At 47.8% G+C, this 20,621-nt stretch carries 15 protein-coding genes and 1 pseudogene; 7 read left to right on the forward strand and 9 right to left on the reverse strand.

The window, feature by feature from the left end; genetic code table 11:
* Positions 1-26: 26 nt before the first annotated feature.
* On the forward strand, positions 27-2,627 hold the full coding sequence (locus SPI9445_RS27120; RefSeq protein ID WP_017306647.1) for an AAA-like domain-containing protein: 2,601 nt from the start codon (positions 27-29) through the stop codon (positions 2,625-2,627).
* Between the two features lie 7 nt (positions 2,628-2,634).
* Positions 2,635-2,730, forward strand: a pseudogene (locus SPI9445_RS32295) (hypothetical protein); the annotation flags it as partial.
* A gap of 35 nt (positions 2,731-2,765) precedes the next feature.
* On the opposite strand, the gene SPI9445_RS0120445 reads toward SPI9445_RS32295, so the two are convergent.
* Positions 2,766-3,659: a PhzF family phenazine biosynthesis protein gene (locus SPI9445_RS0120445; RefSeq protein WP_017306649.1), complete on the reverse strand. Its 894-nt coding sequence runs from the start codon at positions 3,657-3,659 to the stop codon at positions 2,766-2,768.
* 258 nt (positions 3,660-3,917) lie between these two features.
* On the opposite strand from SPI9445_RS0120445, the gene SPI9445_RS27855 reads away from it, so the two are divergent.
* Complete coding sequence (locus tag SPI9445_RS27855; RefSeq protein ID WP_017306650.1) at positions 3,918-5,207, forward strand: septal ring lytic transglycosylase RlpA family protein; 1,290 nt, start codon at positions 3,918-3,920, stop codon at positions 5,205-5,207.
* Positions 5,208-5,266: 59 nt separating this feature from the next.
* On the opposite strand, the gene trpA is transcribed toward SPI9445_RS27855, so the two are convergent.
* The 3 genes from trpA to ndhL form a co-directional block, all read right to left on the reverse strand.
* Positions 5,267-6,064 carry a tryptophan synthase subunit alpha gene (trpA, locus tag SPI9445_RS0120455; protein ID WP_017306651.1) on the reverse strand — a complete coding sequence of 266 codons (798 nt, stop codon included), beginning with the start codon at positions 6,062-6,064 and terminating at the stop codon, positions 5,267-5,269.
* Positions 6,065-6,132: 68 nt separating this feature from the next.
* Positions 6,133-6,459: a DUF3007 family protein gene (locus SPI9445_RS0120460; protein ID WP_017306652.1), complete on the reverse strand. Its 327-nt coding sequence runs from the start codon at positions 6,457-6,459 to the stop codon at positions 6,133-6,135.
* Between the two features lie 8 nt (positions 6,460-6,467).
* The gene (ndhL, locus tag SPI9445_RS0120465) at positions 6,468-6,719 is read right to left on the reverse strand and encodes an NAD(P)H-quinone oxidoreductase subunit L (protein ID WP_272943245.1); all 252 of its coding nucleotides are present in this window, start codon (positions 6,717-6,719) and stop codon (positions 6,468-6,470) included.
* A gap of 230 nt (positions 6,720-6,949) precedes the next feature.
* On the opposite strand from ndhL, the gene SPI9445_RS0120470 reads away from it, so the two are divergent.
* Positions 6,950-7,984, forward strand: a complete 1,035-nt coding sequence (locus SPI9445_RS0120470; RefSeq protein ID WP_017306654.1) for a ParA family protein — start codon at positions 6,950-6,952, stop codon at positions 7,982-7,984.
* A 10-nt stretch (positions 7,985-7,994) separates the two neighbouring features.
* Entirely contained in the window at positions 7,995-8,597 is a 603-nt protein-coding gene (locus tag SPI9445_RS0120475) for a HEPN domain-containing protein (protein ID WP_017306655.1), read from the forward strand.
* Between the two features lie 178 nt (positions 8,598-8,775).
* Here the strand turns inward: SPI9445_RS0120475 and pstA are convergent, their stop codons facing one another.
* From pstA to SPI9445_RS0120495, 4 genes are all read right to left on the reverse strand, one after another.
* Entirely contained in the window at positions 8,776-9,678 is a 903-nt protein-coding gene (pstA, locus tag SPI9445_RS0120480; RefSeq protein ID WP_017306656.1) for a phosphate ABC transporter permease PstA, read from the reverse strand.
* Positions 9,679-9,732: 54 nt separating this feature from the next.
* On the reverse strand, positions 9,733-10,701 hold the full coding sequence (gene pstC, locus SPI9445_RS0120485) for a phosphate ABC transporter permease subunit PstC (protein ID WP_017306657.1): 969 nt from the start codon (positions 10,699-10,701) through the stop codon (positions 9,733-9,735).
* 142 nt (positions 10,702-10,843) lie between these two features.
* Entirely contained in the window at positions 10,844-11,959 is a 1,116-nt protein-coding gene (gene pstS, locus SPI9445_RS0120490) for a phosphate ABC transporter substrate-binding protein PstS (protein ID WP_017306658.1), read from the reverse strand.
* A gap of 306 nt (positions 11,960-12,265) precedes the next feature.
* Positions 12,266-15,943 carry a hydantoinase B/oxoprolinase family protein gene (locus tag SPI9445_RS0120495; RefSeq protein ID WP_017306659.1) on the reverse strand — a complete coding sequence of 1,226 codons (3,678 nt, stop codon included), beginning with the start codon at positions 15,941-15,943 and terminating at the stop codon, positions 12,266-12,268.
* A 38-nt stretch (positions 15,944-15,981) separates the two neighbouring features.
* Between SPI9445_RS0120495 and SPI9445_RS27860 the strand changes: the two genes are divergently transcribed.
* Positions 15,982-17,403: a methyl-accepting chemotaxis protein gene (locus tag SPI9445_RS27860; RefSeq protein WP_017306660.1), complete on the forward strand. Its 1,422-nt coding sequence runs from the start codon at positions 15,982-15,984 to the stop codon at positions 17,401-17,403.
* Positions 17,404-17,516: 113 nt separating this feature from the next.
* On the opposite strand, the gene SPI9445_RS0120505 is transcribed toward SPI9445_RS27860, so the two are convergent.
* On the reverse strand, positions 17,517-18,116 hold the full coding sequence (locus SPI9445_RS0120505; RefSeq protein WP_017306661.1) for a (2Fe-2S) ferredoxin domain-containing protein: 600 nt from the start codon (positions 18,114-18,116) through the stop codon (positions 17,517-17,519).
* Between the two features lie 158 nt (positions 18,117-18,274).
* On the opposite strand from SPI9445_RS0120505, the gene SPI9445_RS0120510 reads away from it, so the two are divergent.
* Complete coding sequence (locus SPI9445_RS0120510; protein WP_017306662.1) at positions 18,275-19,867, forward strand: hypothetical protein; 1,593 nt, start codon at positions 18,275-18,277, stop codon at positions 19,865-19,867.
* Positions 19,868-20,621 lie beyond the last annotated feature (754 nt).

The raw sequence follows: 20,621 nt of genomic DNA on the forward strand, positions 1-20,621 counted from the left end.
ACTCAACCCCCCAATTAAGCCAGCCCATGAAAAGCCAACAGTCCCCCTCCCTCTATCAAGTGGGGGGGAGTTTACCCCACAACGCCCCCACCTACGCCCAACGTCAGGCCGACGAAGAATTCTATCAAGCCCTCCTATCCGGGGACTTCTGCTATGTCCTCAATGCCCGACAGATGGGGAAATCCAGCCTGCGGGTGCGCACCATGCAGCGTTTACAAGCCGAGGGCATCGCCTGCGTTGCCATTGATATCACCGTCCTAGGCACAGCCAGCGTCACCCCCGAAGCCTGGTATGCAGGGATGATTGACATTCTCATAGACAGCTTAGACCTAGATGACCAATTGGATTGTAATGCTTGGTGGGCAGAGCATAACTATCTATCCAACGTCCATCGCTTTAGTAAATTCATTGTCACCCTCCTCGAATTAGTCCCCAGTCCCCTAGTGATTTTCATTGATGAAATAGACAGTATTCTGAGCCTAGACTTTAACCTAGATGACTTCTTTGCCGTCATTCGAGACATTTACAACAAACGAGCGGATTTACCCGCCTATCAACGCATCACCTTTGCCCTAATCGGTGTTGCCACACCAGGAGATTTAATCGCCGACAAAAAACGCACCCCCTTTAATATAGGTCGGGCAATAGAATTGCAAGGCTTTGAGCTTCAGGAAGCCCTGCCCCTGAGTCAAGGGTTGGTCGAGATAGCCGATGACCCAGAGCAAGTCTTAGCCGCCATCTTAGACTGGACAGGGGGACAGCCCTTCCTGACCCAGAAGTTGTGTCACTGGTTGAGAGCAGACGTAGAACAGATTCCCCAAGGAAGGGAAAAAGAAGAAGTCGCTCAATTAGTCCAACGGCGGATTGTGGAGAATTGGGAAATGCACGACGAACCGGAGCATTTACGCACCATTCAGAACCGTCTCCTGAGTAATGAGCAGTTAGCCAGTCGTTTATTGGGGGTATATCAACAGATATTACAGGCCGGTCAAATGAAGGCAACAGGAGACTTAGAAATCACCTATCTGCGTTTAATGGGATTAGTGGTGAAACGGGGGGAAAGCTTAAAAGTAGCCAATCCCATCTATGGGGAGGTGTTTAATCTCGAATGGGTAGAAAAAGCCTTAAACCAACTGCGACCCTATAATGAAGCCTTTAACGCCTGGTTAACATCAGAGCGCCAAGATAAATCCCGTCTGTTGCGGGGGCAGGCCTTAAGGGATGCGTTGACATGGCGGGAGGGAAAACGGCTAAGTACAGAGGACGAGGATTTTCTGTCAGCCAGTCAGCAACAGATGAGCGAGGAAACAAGGTCAGCGCTCGAAGCCGAACAAACAGCCCGGGAAGTTCTGAGCCAAGCGTACCAGAAAGCCAAGGAGCGCATCCGTTGGGGAACAGGAATCTTGATGGTTTCCTTATTGGGGTCTGGGGTGGCTGTTTGGGGGGGTCATCAATTAGTCCGACAAGCCCAGACTGTAACCCGTCTGGAACAGCAAAGCAATCTAGCGTTAGAACAATTTGAATTCCAACCCATTCCCGCTTTAGTGACAGCACTAGAAACAGCATCAGAATTGGCCTCTCTAACAGACAATGGTCGTCGGATGGCTGACTATCCGACGAAACGCCCAGTCTTTGCCCTACAGTCGATCTTAGGCAGAATCCGCGCTAAAAATGAACTGCGGGGTCACTCTGGCGGGGTTTATGCTGCCCAATTCAGCCCAGATGGTCAACACATTGTTACCGCTTCAATCGATAGAACAGCCCGACTCTGGAATCAGGAGGGCAAGGAATTAGCCGTCTTAACAGGTCACTCCGGCGGGGTTTATGCTGCCCAATTCAGCCCAGATGGGCAGCGTATTGTTACCGCTTCAGACGATGGAACAGCTCGACTGTGGAATCAGGAGGGCGAGGAATTAGCCGTCTTAACGGGTTACTCCGGCGGGGTTTATGCTGCCCAATTCAGCCCAGACGGGCAGCGTATTGTTACCGCTTCAGACGATGGAACAGCCCGACTGTGGAATCAGGAGGGCAAGGAATTAGCTGTCTTAACGGGTCACTCCGAAGGGGTTATGTCTGCCCAATTCAGCCCAGACGGGCAGCGTATTGTTACCGCTTCGGAGGATAACACTGCTCGACTCTGGAATCAGGAGGGCAAGGAATTAGCTGTCTTAACGGGTCACTCCGAAGGGGTTATGTCTGCCCAATTCAGCCCAGACGGGCAGCGTATTGTTACCGCTTCGTGGGATGGAACAGCCCGACTGTGGAATCAGGAGGGCGAGGAATTAGCCGTCTTAACGGGTTACTCCGGCGGGGTTTATGCTGCCCAATTCAGCCCAGATGGGCAGCGTATTGTTACCGCTTCAGACGATGGAACAGCCCGACTGTGGACGTTAGACGGTCAAAGTATTGGCCTGTTTTCCGGTCATTTAGATGCAGTATTGTTTGTCCAATTCAGCCCCGATGGTCAGCAAATCCTCACCAGTTCTGGCGATGGTACTACAAGGCTTTGGCCTGTGCGGGATTTACCCCAGTTGTTGGCAGCGGGCTGCGACCATTTAAGGGACTTTTTGCGCCTTAATCCCCTGATTGACCAACGGTTGGAGGTTTGCCATGATTCAGACAACTGACACGGAATTGCGAGGTCACTCGGACTGGGTTAGGTCTGCCCAATTCAGCCCAGATGGGCAGCGTATTGTGACCACTTCTGAGGATCAAACAGCCCGACTGTGGAATCACAAGGGCGAGGAATTAGCCGTCTTAACCGATTAAACGAACAATTCCCCTTGGGCAATCATCACGACTTGCCCCCCAATATGTACATCGATCCCCTCTGTTTTCGGTTTTGCCTTTAAAAAAAGTAAGGAGGGACGCTCAATTTCATAGCCTTGTTCAACCTGTAGGTCTACCGTCGGTTGATTGAAATAATTATGTTCGGCTAAATAACCAGCGAGACACCCGTTAGCGCTGCCTGTGGCAGGATCTTCTGGGATGCCTAAATAGTCAGCAAAAACACGGACATTGAGTTGATGCTCCCTCCGATAGGTTTCTGGACAAAAGACTAAAATACATTTAGCCTCGCTGTTTGTAATTAGCTCAAAATAACGGTCACGCTGAAGCTGAATTTGTTGGACATCGGAGAGAGTTTTGAGGGGAACAATAATAAAGGGAACCCCCGTAGATACCGCTTGAATGGGGAAGCGGGGATCAATGGCTTCTGGGGGGAGATTGAGGATAGGGGCCAAGGTTTCTGGGGGGAAGGTGTCACCAAATTGGGGCGGATTTTGCTGCATCCAGAGGATTTCACCCAAGGGATGATCCCCTTGAATGGTGACGGGGATCGGGCCGACTTTTAGATTTAGGGTGAGGGTATCTGGGGGGGAGGAGAGAATTTTTTCCTTGAGGATGTAAGCGGTGCCGAGGGTGGGGTGTCCGGCAAAGGGGAGTTCTTGTTTTGGGGTGAAAATGCGCACGTCGTAGCCACCGGATCGGGGGGTATTACTGAGGATAAAGGTGGTTTCAGAATAATTCATTTCTCGGGCGATCGCCTGCATCTGTTGATCGTCTAAGGTATGGGCTGAAGTGATGACGGCAAGCGGGTTTCCCGTATAAGCTCCCACGGCGAAAACATCCACAATATAAAAGGGAATCAAGTGCGGCATAAAGGTTTTGAGAATAGAGAAGAAATCGATAAGATAGGGGAGTTTTGGCCTCCTGCTCCCCTACCAAAAGGTAGGATTTTAAGGGCTGGGGCGGGATAGTCCCCTACTCACTTTTCCCGATTCCCTGCGCTCTGTCAACAGGCAACCAGCCGCTTTGAGAAGGGCGGGGATCAAAATTTTCTTGATCCCCGAGGAAATTATGTATACTAAGGTACGTTTCGTTCCTCACTGGTGTGTCGTCTTTAAAAAATACTGCTCATGACTTTTTTCAGACTAGCCTGGGTGACATCCTGTGTCGGGATCTTACTAGGGTTTAGCCAATTTATCCTGACAGACTCTCGTTTAACAGGATTACGTCTAGCCTCTGCTCCTAAAAATAGTCATTTATTGAGTTATTCTTCAGATTGGGGTTCATGGATGCCCTCTGCCCCTTGGCAATGGTCTTGGGCAACCACGGGGTTACATCTTGGCGGCTACAATCGGGGTCAGGAACCACCTCTTGAGGTGGCATTCCAGCGTTTGCCTGAGACGCTTTCGAGTTGGGAAACGGATTTTCGTTCCTATGAAGGAGTCCCCCGCCCCTTACGGGGAAAAATAGTCTCTTGGCAAAATTCCGCTCAGGATGGCTTCTGTCCTCCGGCTTGGTCTTCTACGGCTCAATGGTCCCAGCGACCGCAGACGGAGAAGTTAGGGCAGTCTCAGCCTAAATTAACCCATCAGACTAGCCTGAGAGAACGTTTAAGTCAGGTCGTTGAGAATGTGTTTCATTGGTCAAAAATGACTCAGGAGGCGGGGAATGTGGTGAAAATTGCTCAGGTGGTTAATGGTGAAACCCGCAAGCTAACTGTTCCTGAGCGATTACAATGGGTGAGCGGGCGATCGCAACCTGAAACTCCTTCCAAGCATCGGGAGGAGTTTCATCTTTTGGTTAATGGTCAGACGGTGATGAAATTAGAAAACCGTCAACAGATTGAAGATTTAGCCGAGCGTTTACGGTATTTGCTGAATAAGGAGGACTTGGATCCGACGGAGATTAAGCCCAGTCTGCTAGGAGGCAATCCGGCGGGGATGGCGGGCGATCGCCTTTTATTTTTAGTGGATTCTAATATTACACCGCTTGAAGAACCCCATCGGGAATTAATGGTTATTCATTGGGTGAATCATCTCCGTCAAGCACTGGGCGCTGAGGCTTTGAGTTTGGTGGAAGCTCAACGGGCTATGTACAGTTTAGTCGAAACCCGTCGTCAGTTTGAGGGGTTAGCATCTTGGTATGGGCCTTATTTTCATGGTCGTATGACGGCCAATGGGGAAATCTATGATCAAGAGGCCTTTACTGCCGCTCATCCCTATTTACCTTTTAATACCTATCTCAAGGTGACAAATTTAGAAAGTCAGGAGAGCGTGATTGTGCGGATTAATGACCGGGGGCCTTATATCTATCCTCGCACCCTTGATTTATCCCGAGGGGTGGCGCGTTGTCTCGATAGTAAGCAGTCCGGTGTGGTGCGCTATCGGGCGGTGGTGATGGAATCTTACTCTCGCCTGTGACTTCCTCCCGACGCTGACCACAAGGACACCTGGCGGGGATTCGCTACATTGGGAATTTATTAGGAGACAATCGCGGCCTTTAAACTTTGGCAAAATTCCCCAATGGCTTTTAATCCCTCTTCCGGGGAATTTTCGGCGAGGCGTTTCACAAAGGCACTGCCCACAATGACCGCATCTGCCCCCCAAGCCTTGATTTGTTGGGCGTGTTCTGGCTGAGAAATACCAAATCCAACACCAATGGGCTTGTCTGTCAGATCCCGTAGGGCGGGAAGAATATCTTTGACTCTAGAGGCGACTTCGGTACGAGTTCCCGTTACTCCTGTAACACTAACGAGATAAATAAAGCCTTGGGATTGTTGTGCGATCGCCTCAATCCGTTCTTTCGGACTCGTTGGAGCCACTAATAACGTTACATCAATCCCTTGAGCCGCCGCCGGTTTTAACAAAACCTCGGCTTCTTCTAAGGGTAAATCCGGCACGACCAAACCTTTCACACCCGCTTGAGCCACTTGGGCGAGAAAATTTTCAACCCCTCGATAAAAAATGGGGTTGTAGTAAGTAAACAAAACAATGGGAGCCTTGACCTCTCCCTGTACCGACTTAACCACCTCTAACACCTTATCCAGTGTCACCCCCTGTTGTAACGCACGGGTAGCCGCCGCTTGAATCACCGGACCATCTGCTAAGGGATCCGAGTACGGCACCCCTAACTCAATTAAATCCGCCCCCGATTGATCTAATACTCTTAAGGCTTGGGCTGTCGTCCCTAAATCTGGATCTCCGGCCGTAATAAAGGGGATCAGGGCGCAAGTTCCTTGTTTTTTCAGGGCTTGGAAACAATCAGAAACAGAGGTCATGGGGGGTTGAAGGTGAAAGACTCAGACTTTTGATCTTATCAGAATTTGGTGCAGGGGATGAGGTCGCTTCACGTCTCAGACTGGGAAGGGTGGCCGCGCTCTTCTTGCTCAATTTCGGCTTGAAGTTGGGCTAACTCGTCAGGACTCATTTCCTCTAAACGCTTTTGTAGAACCGCGTCCTCGTAATCCTTCAACTGTTGATGATAGGTCATTTTACCCGTACCGACCCGGAATAAATAGGTACCTAACCAGCCTAACAGCCCCATCACCATCAAGGCTTGTGTCCAGATTCCGGCTTGAATACCATCGAGTCCGAACCATTGAAACCCCCAGTAGAGAACAGCACCGCCCCCGAAAATCACTAAGGTGAAGGCGATCGCATCAATTCGTCGCATCTTCTCTGTTAGACTCCCACTTGACGGCGTTTCGGGCGAAAATTGAGGAAGGGCGAGAGTAACAACAGTCCGGGGAACAGGAAGAAGACAAAGAAATACATCACCGTCCGTTCCACAGAACTCGCCACATACCAACGTTGATTCAAATACCAATAGAGAACTGAAGGGAGAATCAACAAATATAAGCCACTCAACACCAGATACAACAAGGCGGTTAAAGTTGTGGCCACATCTAAACTTAAAACACTCAGATCCATCATGGGGAGTTCACTCACTGGGCTAAAAACACCTATTTTAGTCTACATGAATCCCAGACCATCAGCATCCCACCCCTGAAAACCCCTACTTGCGGCTGATTTTTCCCCCAGCTTGATCGTTGATTCTTCATCTAGGTCTATCAGCGTTCCCTCGAAAAACCGGAAAGTGACAGACGAGGGCTAACGGACGCACCAATAATTTATACTAACGTTGATAGAAACGGTTCACTCAAATGACTTCATACGCTTTCTGGAACAATAAAGGTGGAGTAGGAAAAAGCTTTCTTTGCTTTGTAGCGGCTTCCGAATATGCTTACCGTCACCCTGATACAGATGTCTATGTCATTGATTTATGTCCACAAGCCAATGTCTCAGAAACTATACTTGGGGGAAATCCTAATAGTCCAAAGGCCCTAAACTCGTTAATTCAGAAAAAACCACGAGCAACAGTAGCAGGCTACCTAGAAGCACGTCTGAATTCGCCTTTTATGATGCTCCCTGATATTTCTCCCTATGTCTGTGAAGCTAGAGATTTTAATTCTAATATACCGAAGAATTTAAAACTTGTATGTGGTGACAATCTCTTGGAAATACTCTCTGAAGCAATCCGCCAAACCTCCCAACTTTCAATCCCTATTGATGCTTGGAAACAGGTACTTACTTGGATCAAAGACCTGACTGTTGCTCTGCGCAAAAAAAGTGGGAATCGGGACACTTTATTTGTGATTGATTGTAATCCGAGTTTTGCTGTTTATACACAGCTTGCTCTGGTTGCCGCAGAAAATTTAGTGATCCCATTCACGGCTGATGATAGTTCCCGTCGCGCTCTAGAGAATGTCGTGGCACTTCTCTATGGTATCAGCGATCCATTAACTGAAACCTATGCACGAATTAGCTTTGCTAAACGAGCAAAAGAAGAGGGATTAGATATTCCAAAGTTACATACATTTGTGAGTAACCGGGTGACTTTATTTGAAGGAAACCCCAGCAAAGCGTTTCAAGCGGTCAACAAAACAATTAAGCAGACGATGGATGCTCTACATCAGAAACATCGTCATATTTATGCGATATCTAAAGAATTGCCTAGCAAAAGTTTTATCTCTATTCCTGATTATCATAGTGCTTGTGTGGTAGCTGCTCATACTGGCACTCCTTTGCACAAACTCAAATCGGGTCCCAAAATAATTGTGGAAGAACGGGTGCAATTGAATAAAGATCCTCTGGATAGATACCGAACCGCACTTGAGGAATTTGTAGACTGTCTCTAAGATTATTACTGTGCCTTCACCAGCAGCTATTAAGTATCAGATCGCCTCCGAACAGGCTCGAATTCTTCGATCAACAGCAACTGATCTTCGGTTGCGACCAATATCACGGACTCAAACTCAAGTTTACTATCACTCCGCTCTTGCCGCATTTATTGCGGCATGGGATGCTTACATCAATGAACTGGTAAGAAATTTTTTCGATGCAACGGCGAATCCCTTAGATTCCCAATTCCATGCTGTACATTCTGTGGCGAAAGGGAATGCTGAACGGGAACTTAAAAGATTCAATACACCCAATGCAGAGAACACCCGTAACCTTTTAGTACAATATACTGGTTATGATCCTATCGGAGATTGGGTTTGGCCAGCCAGAAATATGAATGGGGTTAGGGTTCGTGAAAAACTCAACGAAATTATGAAAGTACGGCACAGTTTTGCACATGGCTTTAGTATTCCTGCATTTTCTTGGACTCAAACCCCTACGGGAAGAGTTCGGCTCACGGCTCAAGCTATTAAGGATGTTGATGCTTTCTGTCAAAATCTTGTTACTGTTACGGATCGCGGTATGAAACAGCATATCCAAACAATTTATAGTAGATCAATGCCTTGGTAGGAAAGAGGCAAGAGCCACTCTTGCAATAGGGGGGAGTCGGAGAATTATTACTTATTGCCTAGGGCTTGCTGAATAACTCTGCTCCGGGTGGGGAACAGGGAACAGGGGAGAGGGAATAGGGAATAATTCTTGATTCCTCGACTCCCGATTCCCGACTCTCCCACTTATTCAGCCAACCCTAGCTATAAAAGGCCTTCTGTTTGCCCGCCAAACGCGCCACAATACTGAAAATTAACACAATAGCCACTAAAACCATTGCCGCCGCCCAAGCTAAATCTTGAGAGGCCTTATAGGGAATAATCGAGAAGAAATAAATCAACACAGGCAAAGTCGCCACGGGCCGACTGGGATCCGTTGACCAAAAATTATTATTAAACGCCGTAAATAATAAAGGCGCCGCTTCCCCGGCTGCCCGTGCTAAGGCCAAAACTACCCCAGTAATAATTGCTGGGAGGGCGGCCGGAATGACAATGGAAATCACCATCTGGAAGCGGGTAGAACCTACCCCAATGGCAGCCTGACGCATTTCATTGGGAACCAATAATAAGGCTTCTTCTGTTGCCCGAACAATAATCGGTAACATCAACACCGCCAACGCCACACCACCAGAAAAGGCGGAAAACCCTCCCATAGGCATCACCACAATGGAGTAGGCAAATAGACCGCATAAGATAGCCGGAACCCCGGTTAAAACGTTGGCGGAAAATTTGACCAGATAGGCGATTTTACTCCCCCGACCAAACTCAGCTAAATAAATGGCCGATAAGATGCCAAAGGGAACCGCAATAGCACTGGCAATGGCGAGGGTGATTAAGGTGCCGATAATGGCATGACCAAACCCCCCTTCTGTTAAACCGGGAGGGGGAGGTAGTTGGGTGAAGGTATCGGGAAACTTGAGTTGATTCACCCCTCTAGCGGAGACATTAATCACCACCATAAACAGGGGAATTAAAATGGCACTGGTGAAAATAAAGGTTAGTGAGGTGAGAGTAATACTCAAGATTCGCCGATGGAGGGCGACTGATTTTTTAGATAGGTCAAATAGACGCTGATTAGGAATAGGTGAGGGCTGATTTTCCACGGTGTCTAAGGTTATTTACTCTGGAAGGAACAAGATTTACCCCTAGCGGGGGATTTATTCAATATTTTGGAAGCGACGAATGATTAACTCAGCCAAAATATTCACGATTAGGGAGAGAACCATTAAGACCAAACCTGCATACATCAGGGCGGAAACTTGCAAGCGTCCAGCTTCCCCAAACTGGGAGGCGATGAGGGCGGTAATGGTGGAACCGGGCTGAAGAATGGAAACATCAATACGGTTGGCATTACCTACCATCATGGCGGCTACCATGGTTTCCCCCATGGCGCGTCCCATTGCCAACATCACGGAACTAATAATCCCGGAAAGGCCGGCGGGAATTAGCACTTTGAGGATGGTTTCCCAACGAGTGGCACCCAAGGCCAAGGAACCAGCACGGAGGGAGGGGGGCAACACTTCAAAGGTGCTGCGGGTGATGGAGATAATCAGGGGAACAATCATCAGGGAGAGGACTAAACCCACGACGAAAAGGTTGTTTCCGCGAGGTGCGCCACCACTAAAAATGGGAATCCAGCCAAAATTGTTATTGAGGAATTGAAAGAAGGGGCGCAGGAAGGGAATTAAGACGAAAATTCCCCAGAGTCCTAGGACTACGCTGGGAATGGCTACGATTAACTCGATGGCGAAGGCGATAGGGGTAGTAATGTAGCGGGGGACAAAATCCTCAGTCAGGAAGACGGCCACACCGACACCTACAGGAATGGCAATCAGGAGGGCAATAAAGGAGGTGACGAGGGTGCCATAGATTTGGGGTAGTACGCCGTAAATGTTGGTGACGGGGTTCCAGGTCTTGGTGGTTAGGAACTCTAGACCAAACTGCTGAATGGCGGGAATGCTGGAGTTAGCGGTTTGTAGGATCACCCAAATTAAGACGGCTCCGGCACTGATGGCGAGGAGGAGGGTTAACCCCCAAAAGCCTACATCTAGGACGCGATCGCTACTAATTTTTTTCTCTAGACTGGGAGCAGAAACTTTATCCTGTATATCGTCAAAGGTTGTCATGATGGCGTGGAATAAAAAACAAAACCCAGAGAGCAAAAAACCGGGTTTCTAGGACTATTTTGGTAGTTTAACCAAGATTTAGGCAAGAAACCCGGCGGCTTTTTCTTCGGAGCCCTAGGCGAACGGCATAATCCAATCAGGGCTAGTTCACTTTAACGGCATCTAATTCTTTTTTGATCCGAGTCACGATACTATCGGGCATCGGCACATAGTACAACTCTTCGGTAATGGCGCGCCCTTCGGGGCCGAGGGTCCACTCTAACACTTCTTTGAGTGCATCCCATTTATTGGCATCGCTATATTCCCGATAAACCATCACCCACACTAAACCAGAGATGGGGTAAGCGTCGGGATGTTCAGGATCGGGAACCAGCAGGGCGAAATCATCGGGCATCTCAACCCCTTCAAAGGCTAAGGACGCATTGGCTGGCAGGGGATCGGGGAAGTTGCCCGCTTTGTTTTCAATGCGAGCAACGGGAATGTCGTTCAATTTAGCGTAAGCGTAGGACAGATAGCCGATGGCTCCTTCATTTTGTTGGATCCCGGCGGCTACCCCTTCATTCCCTTGACCACCAATGCCAACGGGCCAGTCTACAGAGGTACCGGCTCCGGCGGGCCAATCGGGACAAATGGTGTCGAGGTGATTGGTGAAGACGAAGGTAGTCCCGGAACCGTCGGAACGGTGGACAAAGGTGATCGGTTGATTGGGAAATTCTACGCCTTCGTTATCGGTGGCGATCGCCGGATCATTCCAGTTGGTGATCGTACCGCCCACAATCCCGCAGTAGGTCGTCCGGGACAGTTTCAATTCGGCATCCACCCCCGGCAGATTATAAGCAAAAATCACATACCCCCCGACTAAAGGCAGTTGCAGAGGTTCGTAGGGGTAAGCATCTTTAAAGGATTTTAAACGGTCGGCGGATTCAGTAATCGGCGCTTCACTGGCCCCAAAGTCCACAGTTCCGTTGATATACTGTTCCAACCCTGCACCACTGCCGACGGATTGGTAACTCACTTGAACCATAGAGTCTACTTGGCGGTTGAAGGTGTCAAACCAACGCTGGAACAGAGGAGCCGGGAAGGTTGCCCCCGCGCCACTAATGGCTACGGTGGAAGTCCGACCACTGCCTTCTGTCTCCCCATTATTATTGGCTACTTCTCCCCCACAGGCCACTAAACCCGCAGAAAGAGCCGCAACGGATAGCAGTTTGACGCTACGCCAAGAAAACAGTTGAGATGGGAAATTTAAAGATAACATCAGACCTCAAAAAAATGTGACTATACTGTTGTGCAAGCAAAGATTAAGCAGAGGAGAAAAGGGGGTTTTTGCCCCAACAAAAACCAAAAACTTTAGGAAATTTAACGAGGTTGAATGGGGTTGGTGTAATTGAGTTAGTGTGATTTGGGCAAAAGGAACTTAGGGGGACAATGATCTGTCTTAATCCCCAATAATTGGGTTCTACTGACCCCGTGACTGCTGCCAAAACGAGGACAACCCGCTACAGTGATGAGCGCATAAGTCATGCACCATAGGGAATTGTAGGGAGTCAAGGTTAACCCATGTTTAAGGGTAAGTTTTTTTTAGGGATCCAAATCCACCCCCACCGGGAGTTTCAATGACAAAACAATCCCCGGCTTCTAGCTCAACCATCGCTGTATTGCCCAATTTTTCTAGGGTTTCGCCCTGTCGTAAAACGTAATTTTTGCCCGGTAATCCGGCCTCTCCCCCGGCTAATCCAAAGGGGGCTACTCGTCGGCGACTGGATAAAATGGCGGCCGTCATGGGTTCTAAAACCTGAATTTGACGAATTACGCCATTTCCCCCCTTAAACAAGCCGTCTCCGCCACTCTGGGGGCGAATGGTGAAGCTTTTCAAGAGGACTGGAAACCGCCATTCTAGCACTTCAGGATCCGTAAGGCGGGAGTTGGTCATGTGGGTTTGTACGGCATCGGTTCCGTTAAAGGTTGCCCCGGCACCGGAACCGCCACAAATGGTTTCATAATATTGATATTTTTCGTTACCAAAGGTGAAGTTATTCATGGTACCTTGAGCGGCGGCCATGATGCCTAACGCTCCATATAAACAGTCGGTAATCAGTTGAGAGGTTTCTACATTCCCCGCAACAACGGCGGCGGGGAATTGAGGGTTAAGTAAACAACCGGGGGGGATAATAATTTCTAGGGGGTTTAAGCACCCAGCATTCAGGGGAATATCTTGATCAATTAGGCTACGAAAGACATATAAAACGGCGGCTTTACAAATAGCAGAGGGAGCGTTATAGTTGCTATTAGTTTGGGCAGATGTTCCGGTAAAATCAAGGACGGCTCGATTATTATTTAGGTTGGTTTCATCACGATGAATGGTGATTTTAACTTGAATTTTTTCCCCACTATCTAATTCTGTGCTAAATTCCCCATCTTTCAAGACATTAATCACTCGACGAACACAAAGCTCGGCATTTTCTTGAACATACCTCATATAAGCTTGCACGGTTTCTAAGCCGTATTGTTGAACCATTTTTTGCAGTTCTTGCACGCCCTTTTCATTGGCGGCAATTTGGGCTTGTAGGTCGGCGATATTTTGGGTTAAGTTGCGCACGGGATAGGGACGGGTTGTTAATAACTCAATTAGTTCTGGTTCTCGGAACGTTCCCTGATCCACTAATTGGAAATTATCAATTAAAATTCCCTCCTCTTGGACTTGTTGACTTTGGGGGGGCATGGAACCGGGGGTAATGCCGCCGATGTCGGCATGATGCCCGCGAGAGGCGACATAAAAGAGGGGTTTTGTGGTGAGATCAGGGGGGTTAAAAACGGGGGTGATCACGGTAATATCGGGGAGGTGGGTTCCGCCATTGTAGGGGTTATTGAGGGCGTACACATCACCGGGTTTAAAGGGGGTTTGTTGGTTTTCAATTAACCGGGTGACGCTTTCTCCCATTGAGCCTAAATGAACGGGGATATGGGGGGCGTTGGCGACTAATTGACCCTGCTGATCAAAAATGGCACAGGAGAAGTCTAAACGCTCTTTAATGTTGACAGAATAGCTGGTGTTTTGGAGGGTTGTCCCCATTTGTTCGGCGATGGAACGGAAGAGGTTATTAAAGATTTCTAGGAGGACGGGATCGGCTTGATCTGCGCTGGGGATGGCGCTAGGAGAGGGGGCGGGGGTGGCGACTTTGCGTAAAATCAGGTGCTGGTAGGGGTTCACTTCCGCTTGCCAACCGGGTTCAAGGACATTTGTTCCGGTGGATTCGATGATCAGGGCGGGACTGGGAATAATATCACCGGGTTGGAGGTCTTCCCGTTGGTAGACGGGGGCTTGATGCCATTGGTCGGCGGTGTAGAGGGGAACGGTGGTGAGGGGTTGGGGGGGGTGGGGGGTGGTGCGGGGGTGGGTCTTTTCGGGGGGGATTTGGGTAGGACAGACTAATTCGAGGGAGAGGGATTGGACGATTAGGGGTTTGTCGGGGAGGGTGAAGCCATAGCGTTGGTGGTGGAGGGTGGCAAATTCGGCCTGCATGGTGGCGTAGTTGTCCCAGTGGATGGGGAGGGTGGAGTCGGTGCCTTGGTATTTGAGGTGGAGGGTGCAGATTTCTTGACTGATGGGGGGTGGGGTGGGGTATTGTTGGCGCAGTTCGGCCTGGGTGGTTTGGGAGAGGTCTTGGAAGGCTTGGCTGAGTTGGGGTTCTAGGGCAGGGTTTAGGGGCAATTCTAGGGCCTTTTCCCGCAGGATGCGAATGTCGGCTAGGCCGATGCCGTAGGCGGAGAGAACGCCTGCGTAGGGGTGAATGAGGATTTGTTCCATGCCTAAAGCGTCGGCAATTAAACAGGCGTGTTGTCCTCCGGCTCCGCCAAAACAGCAGAGGGTGTATTGTGTGACATCATAGCCTCGTTGCAGGGAGATTTTTTTGATGGCGTTGGCCATTTTTTCGACGGCGATCGCTAAAAAACCACTGGCGACTTGTTCCGGTGTTCTCCCGTCGTCGATAGCGGCGGTTAATTGGTCGAATTTTTCCCACACAATGGCGGTATTGAGAGGCTGATCGCCATGGAGGCCGAAGATGGGGGGGAAAAAGGCGGGTTGTAGTTTCCCCACTCTTACATTACAGTCGGTGATGGTCAGGGGGCCGCCTTTGCCGTAGGCCGCGGGGCCGGGATGGGCGCCGGCGGATTGGGGGCCGACGAGGTAGCGGGTGCTGTCGTAGTGGATCATGGAACCGCCCCCGGCGGCGACGGTGTGAATGGCCATCATGGGGGTTTGTAGGCGCACTCCGGCGATTTCGGTTTCTAGGCTGCGTTCGTATTCTCCGGCATAGTGGCTGACATCGGTGGAGGTGCCGCCCATATCAAAGCCGATGATTTTTTGATATCCAGCGATCGCACTGGTTTTGACGGCCCCGACAATCCCCCCAGCGGGCCCCGACAGAATGCTATCTTTGCCCTGAAAGCGATGGGCGGCGGTGAGTCCCCCGTTAGACTGCATAAATAATAAATGGGGGGTGGTGGGCGTGGGGGGGTTTTTCTCTCCCCATAAAAAAGTCGCCACTTGATCCACATAACGGCGTAAAATGGGGGAAAGGTAAGCATCAACCACTGTGGTATTTCCCCGACTGACCCACTTCATCAGGGGGCTGACTTGATGGGAGACGGAGATTTGAGTAAAGCCGATTTCTTGGGCGAGTTGTGCGATCGCCTGTTCATGTTCAGGGTAGCGATAACCGTGCATCAGAACAATGGCACAACTGCGAATTCCGGCGTGATGGGCGATTTCTAAATCTTGCCTGACGGCTTCAATTTGCAGGGGAGTAAGAATAGTTCCCCTAGCATCAATCCGTTCGACGGCTTCAATCACCGTTTCGTACAGGAGACGTGGTAAAATAATTTCACGGGCAAAAATCTGAGGACGGTTTTGATAGCCAATGCGGAGAGCGTCTTTAAAGCCTTGAGTCACGACTAAAACAACGCGATCGCCTTTATGTTCTAACAGGGCATTGGTGGCTACTGTTGTCCCCATTTTGAGGCTTTCAATTTCCGCCGTGGGAATAGGTTGATCTCGACTAACCCCCATAATATCCCGAATCCCTTGTAGGGGGGCATCTGGGTATTGTTCCGGGTTTTCCGACAGGAGTTTATGAATGACAATTTCCCCATCGGGTCGTTTCGCCACAATATCGGTAAAAGTACCACCGCGATCAATCCAAAATTGCCAAAGATTTTGAGGGGAATTTACTGGGGTCATCATGAAAATTCAATCGTATTAAGTGATTATGAGGTTCTATGGAACAGATTAACAGTAACAGGTTTAAATTAAGATATTGGATTATTGGCGGTTATTCCATTCCTATTATTTTAGTCTTTTTTTCCTCTTTTTTTATCCTCAATGATGTTAATAAAATGAGAGAATCGACTAATTATCTACAAGAATCTTACAACATTGAAGAAACAATCAATAAATTTTCCCTCAGTGTGGTTCTTAGCTTAAAAGCGCATCAAATTTATCTGCTAGACCCCAATAGTGAAGCCCAAGAACGCTACAACGAATTAATGCAACAGTATAAAGGATATCAAACCGAACTCAACCGCTTGATTACGGATGCTACACGACAGCCTATTTTAGCTGAATTGAATGACTTATTAAGCCGTATGGAACAGAATAATCAACGGATTAATCAAAGTGTGGAAGCAGGTAACTTAGAACTAGCATTACAACAGTGGCGAGGGGCTAATATTCGCAGTATTTCAGATCGGGTTGAAGTCTTGTTAGATACTCTTAGCACTTCAGAACACGAAACTGTTTTAGAAGCCCAAGAACTACAACAAGCCCGACTGGATATTCTACAAAATACTGCGGGGCTACTGAGTATTATATCCCTGCTCGGTACGGTTGCTGTCGGTTGGTTTTTAATTCATCGCCTGATTCATCGCATTAGTTCAGAAGCCAATACTATCGCCACCTCTTCTGTGGAAATAACTGCCACCATCGAAGAACAGGAAAGTATTGCAGCACAACAAGCCGCATCTGTCAACCAAACTACTGCTACCATTGAAGAATTAAGCACCTCTTCCCAACAGTCTGCCGAACAAGCCGAAGCCGCCGCTAAAGCCGCTCGTCATATTTTAGTACGAGCCAATGGGAAAGATTTGGCCAGTGGGGATCTGATTAACGACAAGGATAATCTGGATGCGAAATCCCAGCAAATCGTTAAACAGGTGTTAGATTTAACCGAACAATTAGGGCGCGTTAACGAGTTTACGGAAGTTGTCCGGGATATTGCCAGTCAAACCAATATGTTAGCCCTTAACGCGGCTGTGGAAGCGGTGCGGGCTGGGGAAGCGGGGAAAGGTTTTGGGGTAGTGGCCACAGAAATCCGGAAGCTGGCCGATCAAAGTCGTCAATCGGCGGTGAGTATTACCCAAATCCTGCAATCAGTACAGACTACGGCTTACTCAACGGTAGAAGTGACGAAAGACGGAACCAAGGCAGTGGATGATATTGTGGAAGGGATTAATGCGATCGCCCTCAATGTGGAGCAAATCTCCCTCACCGCCCGCCAACAAGCCACCGCCACGGAACAAGTACGCCTAGCAATGGATGATATTAACCTGGGTGCGCAACAAACGGCGACAGGTATTGCTCAAACGAGGATCGGAGTACGCAGTTTACAGGAAACGGCCAATAATTTGAAAACCTTGGTTTAACGTAATACAAATTTAACTTGAGTTGTGTGCAATAGAGGAAGGTTTGGGGAGCAGGGGAGAATTATTCCCTATTACCTATTCCCGACTCCCGATTCCCGATTCCTGACTCTTACCTACTGAGGATTAAAATGTTGATTTAAAAGCTGGGGCAGCTTGCGGGGGGTGACTTGGGTATATTTGGCTTTATCGGGTAAAACGACCATAGCGGGGCCTTTTTTGCACTGATTGAGGCAACCTGTGGCTTTGATTTGCACTTGGTTTTCTAAACCGCGATCGCGCAAATACTCATCTAAAGCACTACATAACCCAGATCCCCCTCGTTGGCGACAATTCGATTTTTGACAAATGAGAATTTTTGCTTTTTGGCTGGGGGGAGTGGAGAGTATGGGGGGAGGCGATACCCGAGGAGAAGGGGAGGGAAAGTCATTAAAAACGGGTTGAAGTGCGATCGCCTTATACTTAAATTTTCCCGTTTTACCAGAGCGTTTTTGAGTCCCTGAGACTTTCACCCAACAGCCCGGATACAGGCTTGGATCCAAGGTTTTCCGTAGAGACTTGGGGACTTTGAGCCAATACTCTTGGTTGTGAATCACTAACCGCAAATACTTGATTTTCTCCCCATCCTTCATCACAAATCCTAACAACTGTCCAACCTGCTCAAAAGTCGAGGTTTTGGGGGTTTTAACCTCAGTGACTACCGTCGCTTGTCCCATGCTTGCGTTTCATCCTCCGAATTGCTGAACCAGTTTCCCAAGTGAGAGAGGTCGAATCCCCCCCTTCTTCTGTCCACTATAAACACAAAAACCATAAATGACAACTATTCTCAATTATTTTTCAAAGTAGCCAAGTTTGGGAACAGGGAGGAGTCTCAATGTTAGACTGGACTCATTTTGGCAGTCCAAATCATTCAAGCATGAGTTTATCTAAGCAAATGCGCCCCCGCGCTTCCGTCAAACGTTCCCCGAAAAAAGGCGGTAGCCTTTGGTTTGAGCGAATTATGGCGATTATCGCCTTCCTCAACTATGTTCTTGTGGTGTTTGACTTTACCTATGTTCCCTTGCGGGATTTTTGGTTACAGGGGCGCGTTAGACTCTTGAGTATTAATCTCGGAGGTTATCAACTAGAGATACCCGAAGAACCTATTGTTGTACATCGTTTACCCATTACTCAAGCTTACGACTGGGTAAAAGCCATTGAACCTCATCGGGACACAGAAGCCTATTTAAAGCGCGTTGAAGACTTAGAAGAAGAACTGATTCAAACCAGTTTAAGTTCTCCAGAAGTGGCGGAAATTCTCGAAGATTTGCGCCAACTCAGCGATGAAATGATTGATACTAACCCTTTTTTAATTGCCAATAAAACTGGGACATTGGAACAAATTAAAAACATCATGCGAGAACACATCTGGGGAGAAGAGGGTTCATCCAAAGAAGCGTTCCAAATTTTCTGGAGTCAAGAATATTTATCGACCCGAAATGCTATCCAAGAATTAAATTTTTTTAACCGCAAACTTCGCCCCCTCATCGAAACGAACTATTTTCGACCCATCGGAGAAAATGGTCGCCCAGTCAATAACTTCGGTTTACTAGACTTTCCTTTTGCCTTAATTTTTTTTGCTGAATTTTTACTCCGCAGTTGGTTCATCAGTCGTCGTCATACAGGCGTAAATTGGTTTGATGCTATGTTATGGCGTTGGTACGATATTTTACTGTTTGCTCCGGTTCTTTTTGGCTTACGTTCCATTCGGTTATTACGAGCAATTCCTGTTCTAATTCGACTTAATCAAGCCAACTTAATCGATTTAAAGACCATTAAGCGACAAGCCAGCCAAGGCTTTGTAGCCGGTATTGCTGAAGACTTAACCGAGGTGGTAGTTGTGGGAGTTCTCAACCAAGTTCAGGGGTCAATTCAACGGGGAGAATTAACTGATTTTTTAGCACAACGGAACACTAATCCCTATATCAATCTGAATGATATTAACGAAGTTGCCGAAATTTCTCGTTTAATTGTGCAGTTAATTGTTAATCAAGTTTTGCCCGCCACTCGTGAGGACTTGGAGGCGATTATTCATCATAGTTTAGACAAGGCAATTGCTGATATTCCGGGCTATCAAAATCTAAGTAAACTGCCGGGAGTAGAAAACTTAACCAAAAATGTGATAGAACAAACCATCCATCAGGTTTATTCCATCGTCTACACACAGATTCAACATATCCTAGAAGAAGATCCCGAATTTGACCGTTTGTTAGACCGTTTAATTAGTACTTTTACCCAATCCATGCGTTCAGAAATTCAAGCCAAGGAGAGTATGGAACGGATGGAATACTTACTCCATGCTTTAATTGAAGAGATTAAGGTGAATTATGTTCAGCGTCTGTCTGAGGAAGATATGGAGGCCTTATTAGATCAAACTCGCGCCTTGCGTCAAGCCGCACAAGCCACAATGGGGAACTCTGATCAGTGATGAGTCAATGTTCCACTCCGAATTGAAAAAATACCAGTATTTTTGATTTCTTACCCCCATGCACGTTGCACTTTATCGCTCTTAAAAAGGCTGAAAGTGTTATTTAATAATGCTTAGAGCCATATTCAGCAAGCCTTATGTAAAGTTTTATTGAAACATTCAACGTTTTCAGTAGAATTACATAGAATGAGAAGGGAGTTCATCGTAGGATAATCATAAGTCTTTCATTTTTGCTGTGTGCCTAACTCTGTTCCAAGATGTTTCTATCTTTGATGAAGAGTAGCCCTAAAAAATTAGCTGTGAAAAATTGGCATATTTTAGTTAGTCCATTGCACGGTGAACTCGCTTTAAAATTACTGTAATTTGATTTGAACTGAACAAACGATCGAAGAATAATGAGAGTTGGGAGGAAAGTCATTTATTCTCGGTTTTGGCTTATATCAAGTCTGTTGAAATAGAGCAAAGCTTAGTCAGCCAACTGTTAAACGCTTAAGGTTGAACAGTTTGGGCTTAGGGAATTACAGACAACAAGGGAATTGAGATCAAGTTAAGGGGATTGAGCCTAATGGCTATCCCATGAAATCAAGAATTTGAGCTTGTTTTTTAGATAGGGGTTGGGCGGCGTTGCTCTCAACTCTTCAATCCTCTATGGCAATCCTACATAGGTTTGGCTAGGGAAAATTCATGAATTCCCCCTAGGAGAAGAGGATAGCTTTATTCCTGATTTGGCCATGATAAACCTCTTAAAAATAAC

Origin of the sequence: Spirulina subsalsa PCC 9445 (assembly GCF_000314005.1) — a bacterium.
In the GTDB taxonomy this organism is placed as follows: domain Bacteria; phylum Cyanobacteriota; class Cyanobacteriia; order Cyanobacteriales; family Spirulinaceae; genus Spirulina_A; species Spirulina_A subsalsa.

Bases quoted from the DNA above. Each gene is read 5' to 3' on its own strand.
- SPI9445_RS27120 (WP_017306647.1), top strand. From the start codon at position 27: ATGAAAAGCCAACAGTCCCCCTCCCTCTATCAAGTGGGGGGGAGTTTA.
- SPI9445_RS0120445 (WP_017306649.1), bottom strand. From the start codon at position 3,659: ATGCCGCACTTGATTCCCTTTTATATTGTGGATGTTTTCGCCGTGGGA.
- SPI9445_RS27855 (WP_017306650.1), top strand. From the start codon at position 3,918: ATGACTTTTTTCAGACTAGCCTGGGTGACATCCTGTGTCGGGATCTTA.
- trpA (WP_017306651.1), bottom strand. From the start codon at position 6,064: ATGACCTCTGTTTCTGATTGTTTCCAAGCCCTGAAAAAACAAGGAACT.
- SPI9445_RS0120460 (WP_017306652.1), bottom strand. From the start codon at position 6,459: ATGCGACGAATTGATGCGATCGCCTTCACCTTAGTGATTTTCGGGGGC.
- ndhL (WP_272943245.1), bottom strand. From the start codon at position 6,719: ATGATGGATCTGAGTGTTTTAAGTTTAGATGTGGCCACAACTTTAACC.
- SPI9445_RS0120470 (WP_017306654.1), top strand. From the start codon at position 6,950: ATGACTTCATACGCTTTCTGGAACAATAAAGGTGGAGTAGGAAAAAGC.
- pstC (WP_017306657.1), bottom strand. From the start codon at position 10,701: ATGACAACCTTTGACGATATACAGGATAAAGTTTCTGCTCCCAGTCTA.
- pstS (WP_017306658.1), bottom strand. From the start codon at position 11,959: ATGTTATCTTTAAATTTCCCATCTCAACTGTTTTCTTGGCGTAGCGTC.
- SPI9445_RS0120495 (WP_017306659.1), bottom strand. From the start codon at position 15,943: ATGACCCCAGTAAATTCCCCTCAAAATCTTTGGCAATTTTGGATTGAT.
- SPI9445_RS27860 (WP_017306660.1), top strand. From the start codon at position 15,982: ATGGAACAGATTAACAGTAACAGGTTTAAATTAAGATATTGGATTATT.
- SPI9445_RS0120505 (WP_017306661.1), bottom strand. From the start codon at position 18,116: ATGGGACAAGCGACGGTAGTCACTGAGGTTAAAACCCCCAAAACCTCG.
- SPI9445_RS0120510 (WP_017306662.1), top strand. From the start codon at position 18,275: ATGTTAGACTGGACTCATTTTGGCAGTCCAAATCATTCAAGCATGAGT.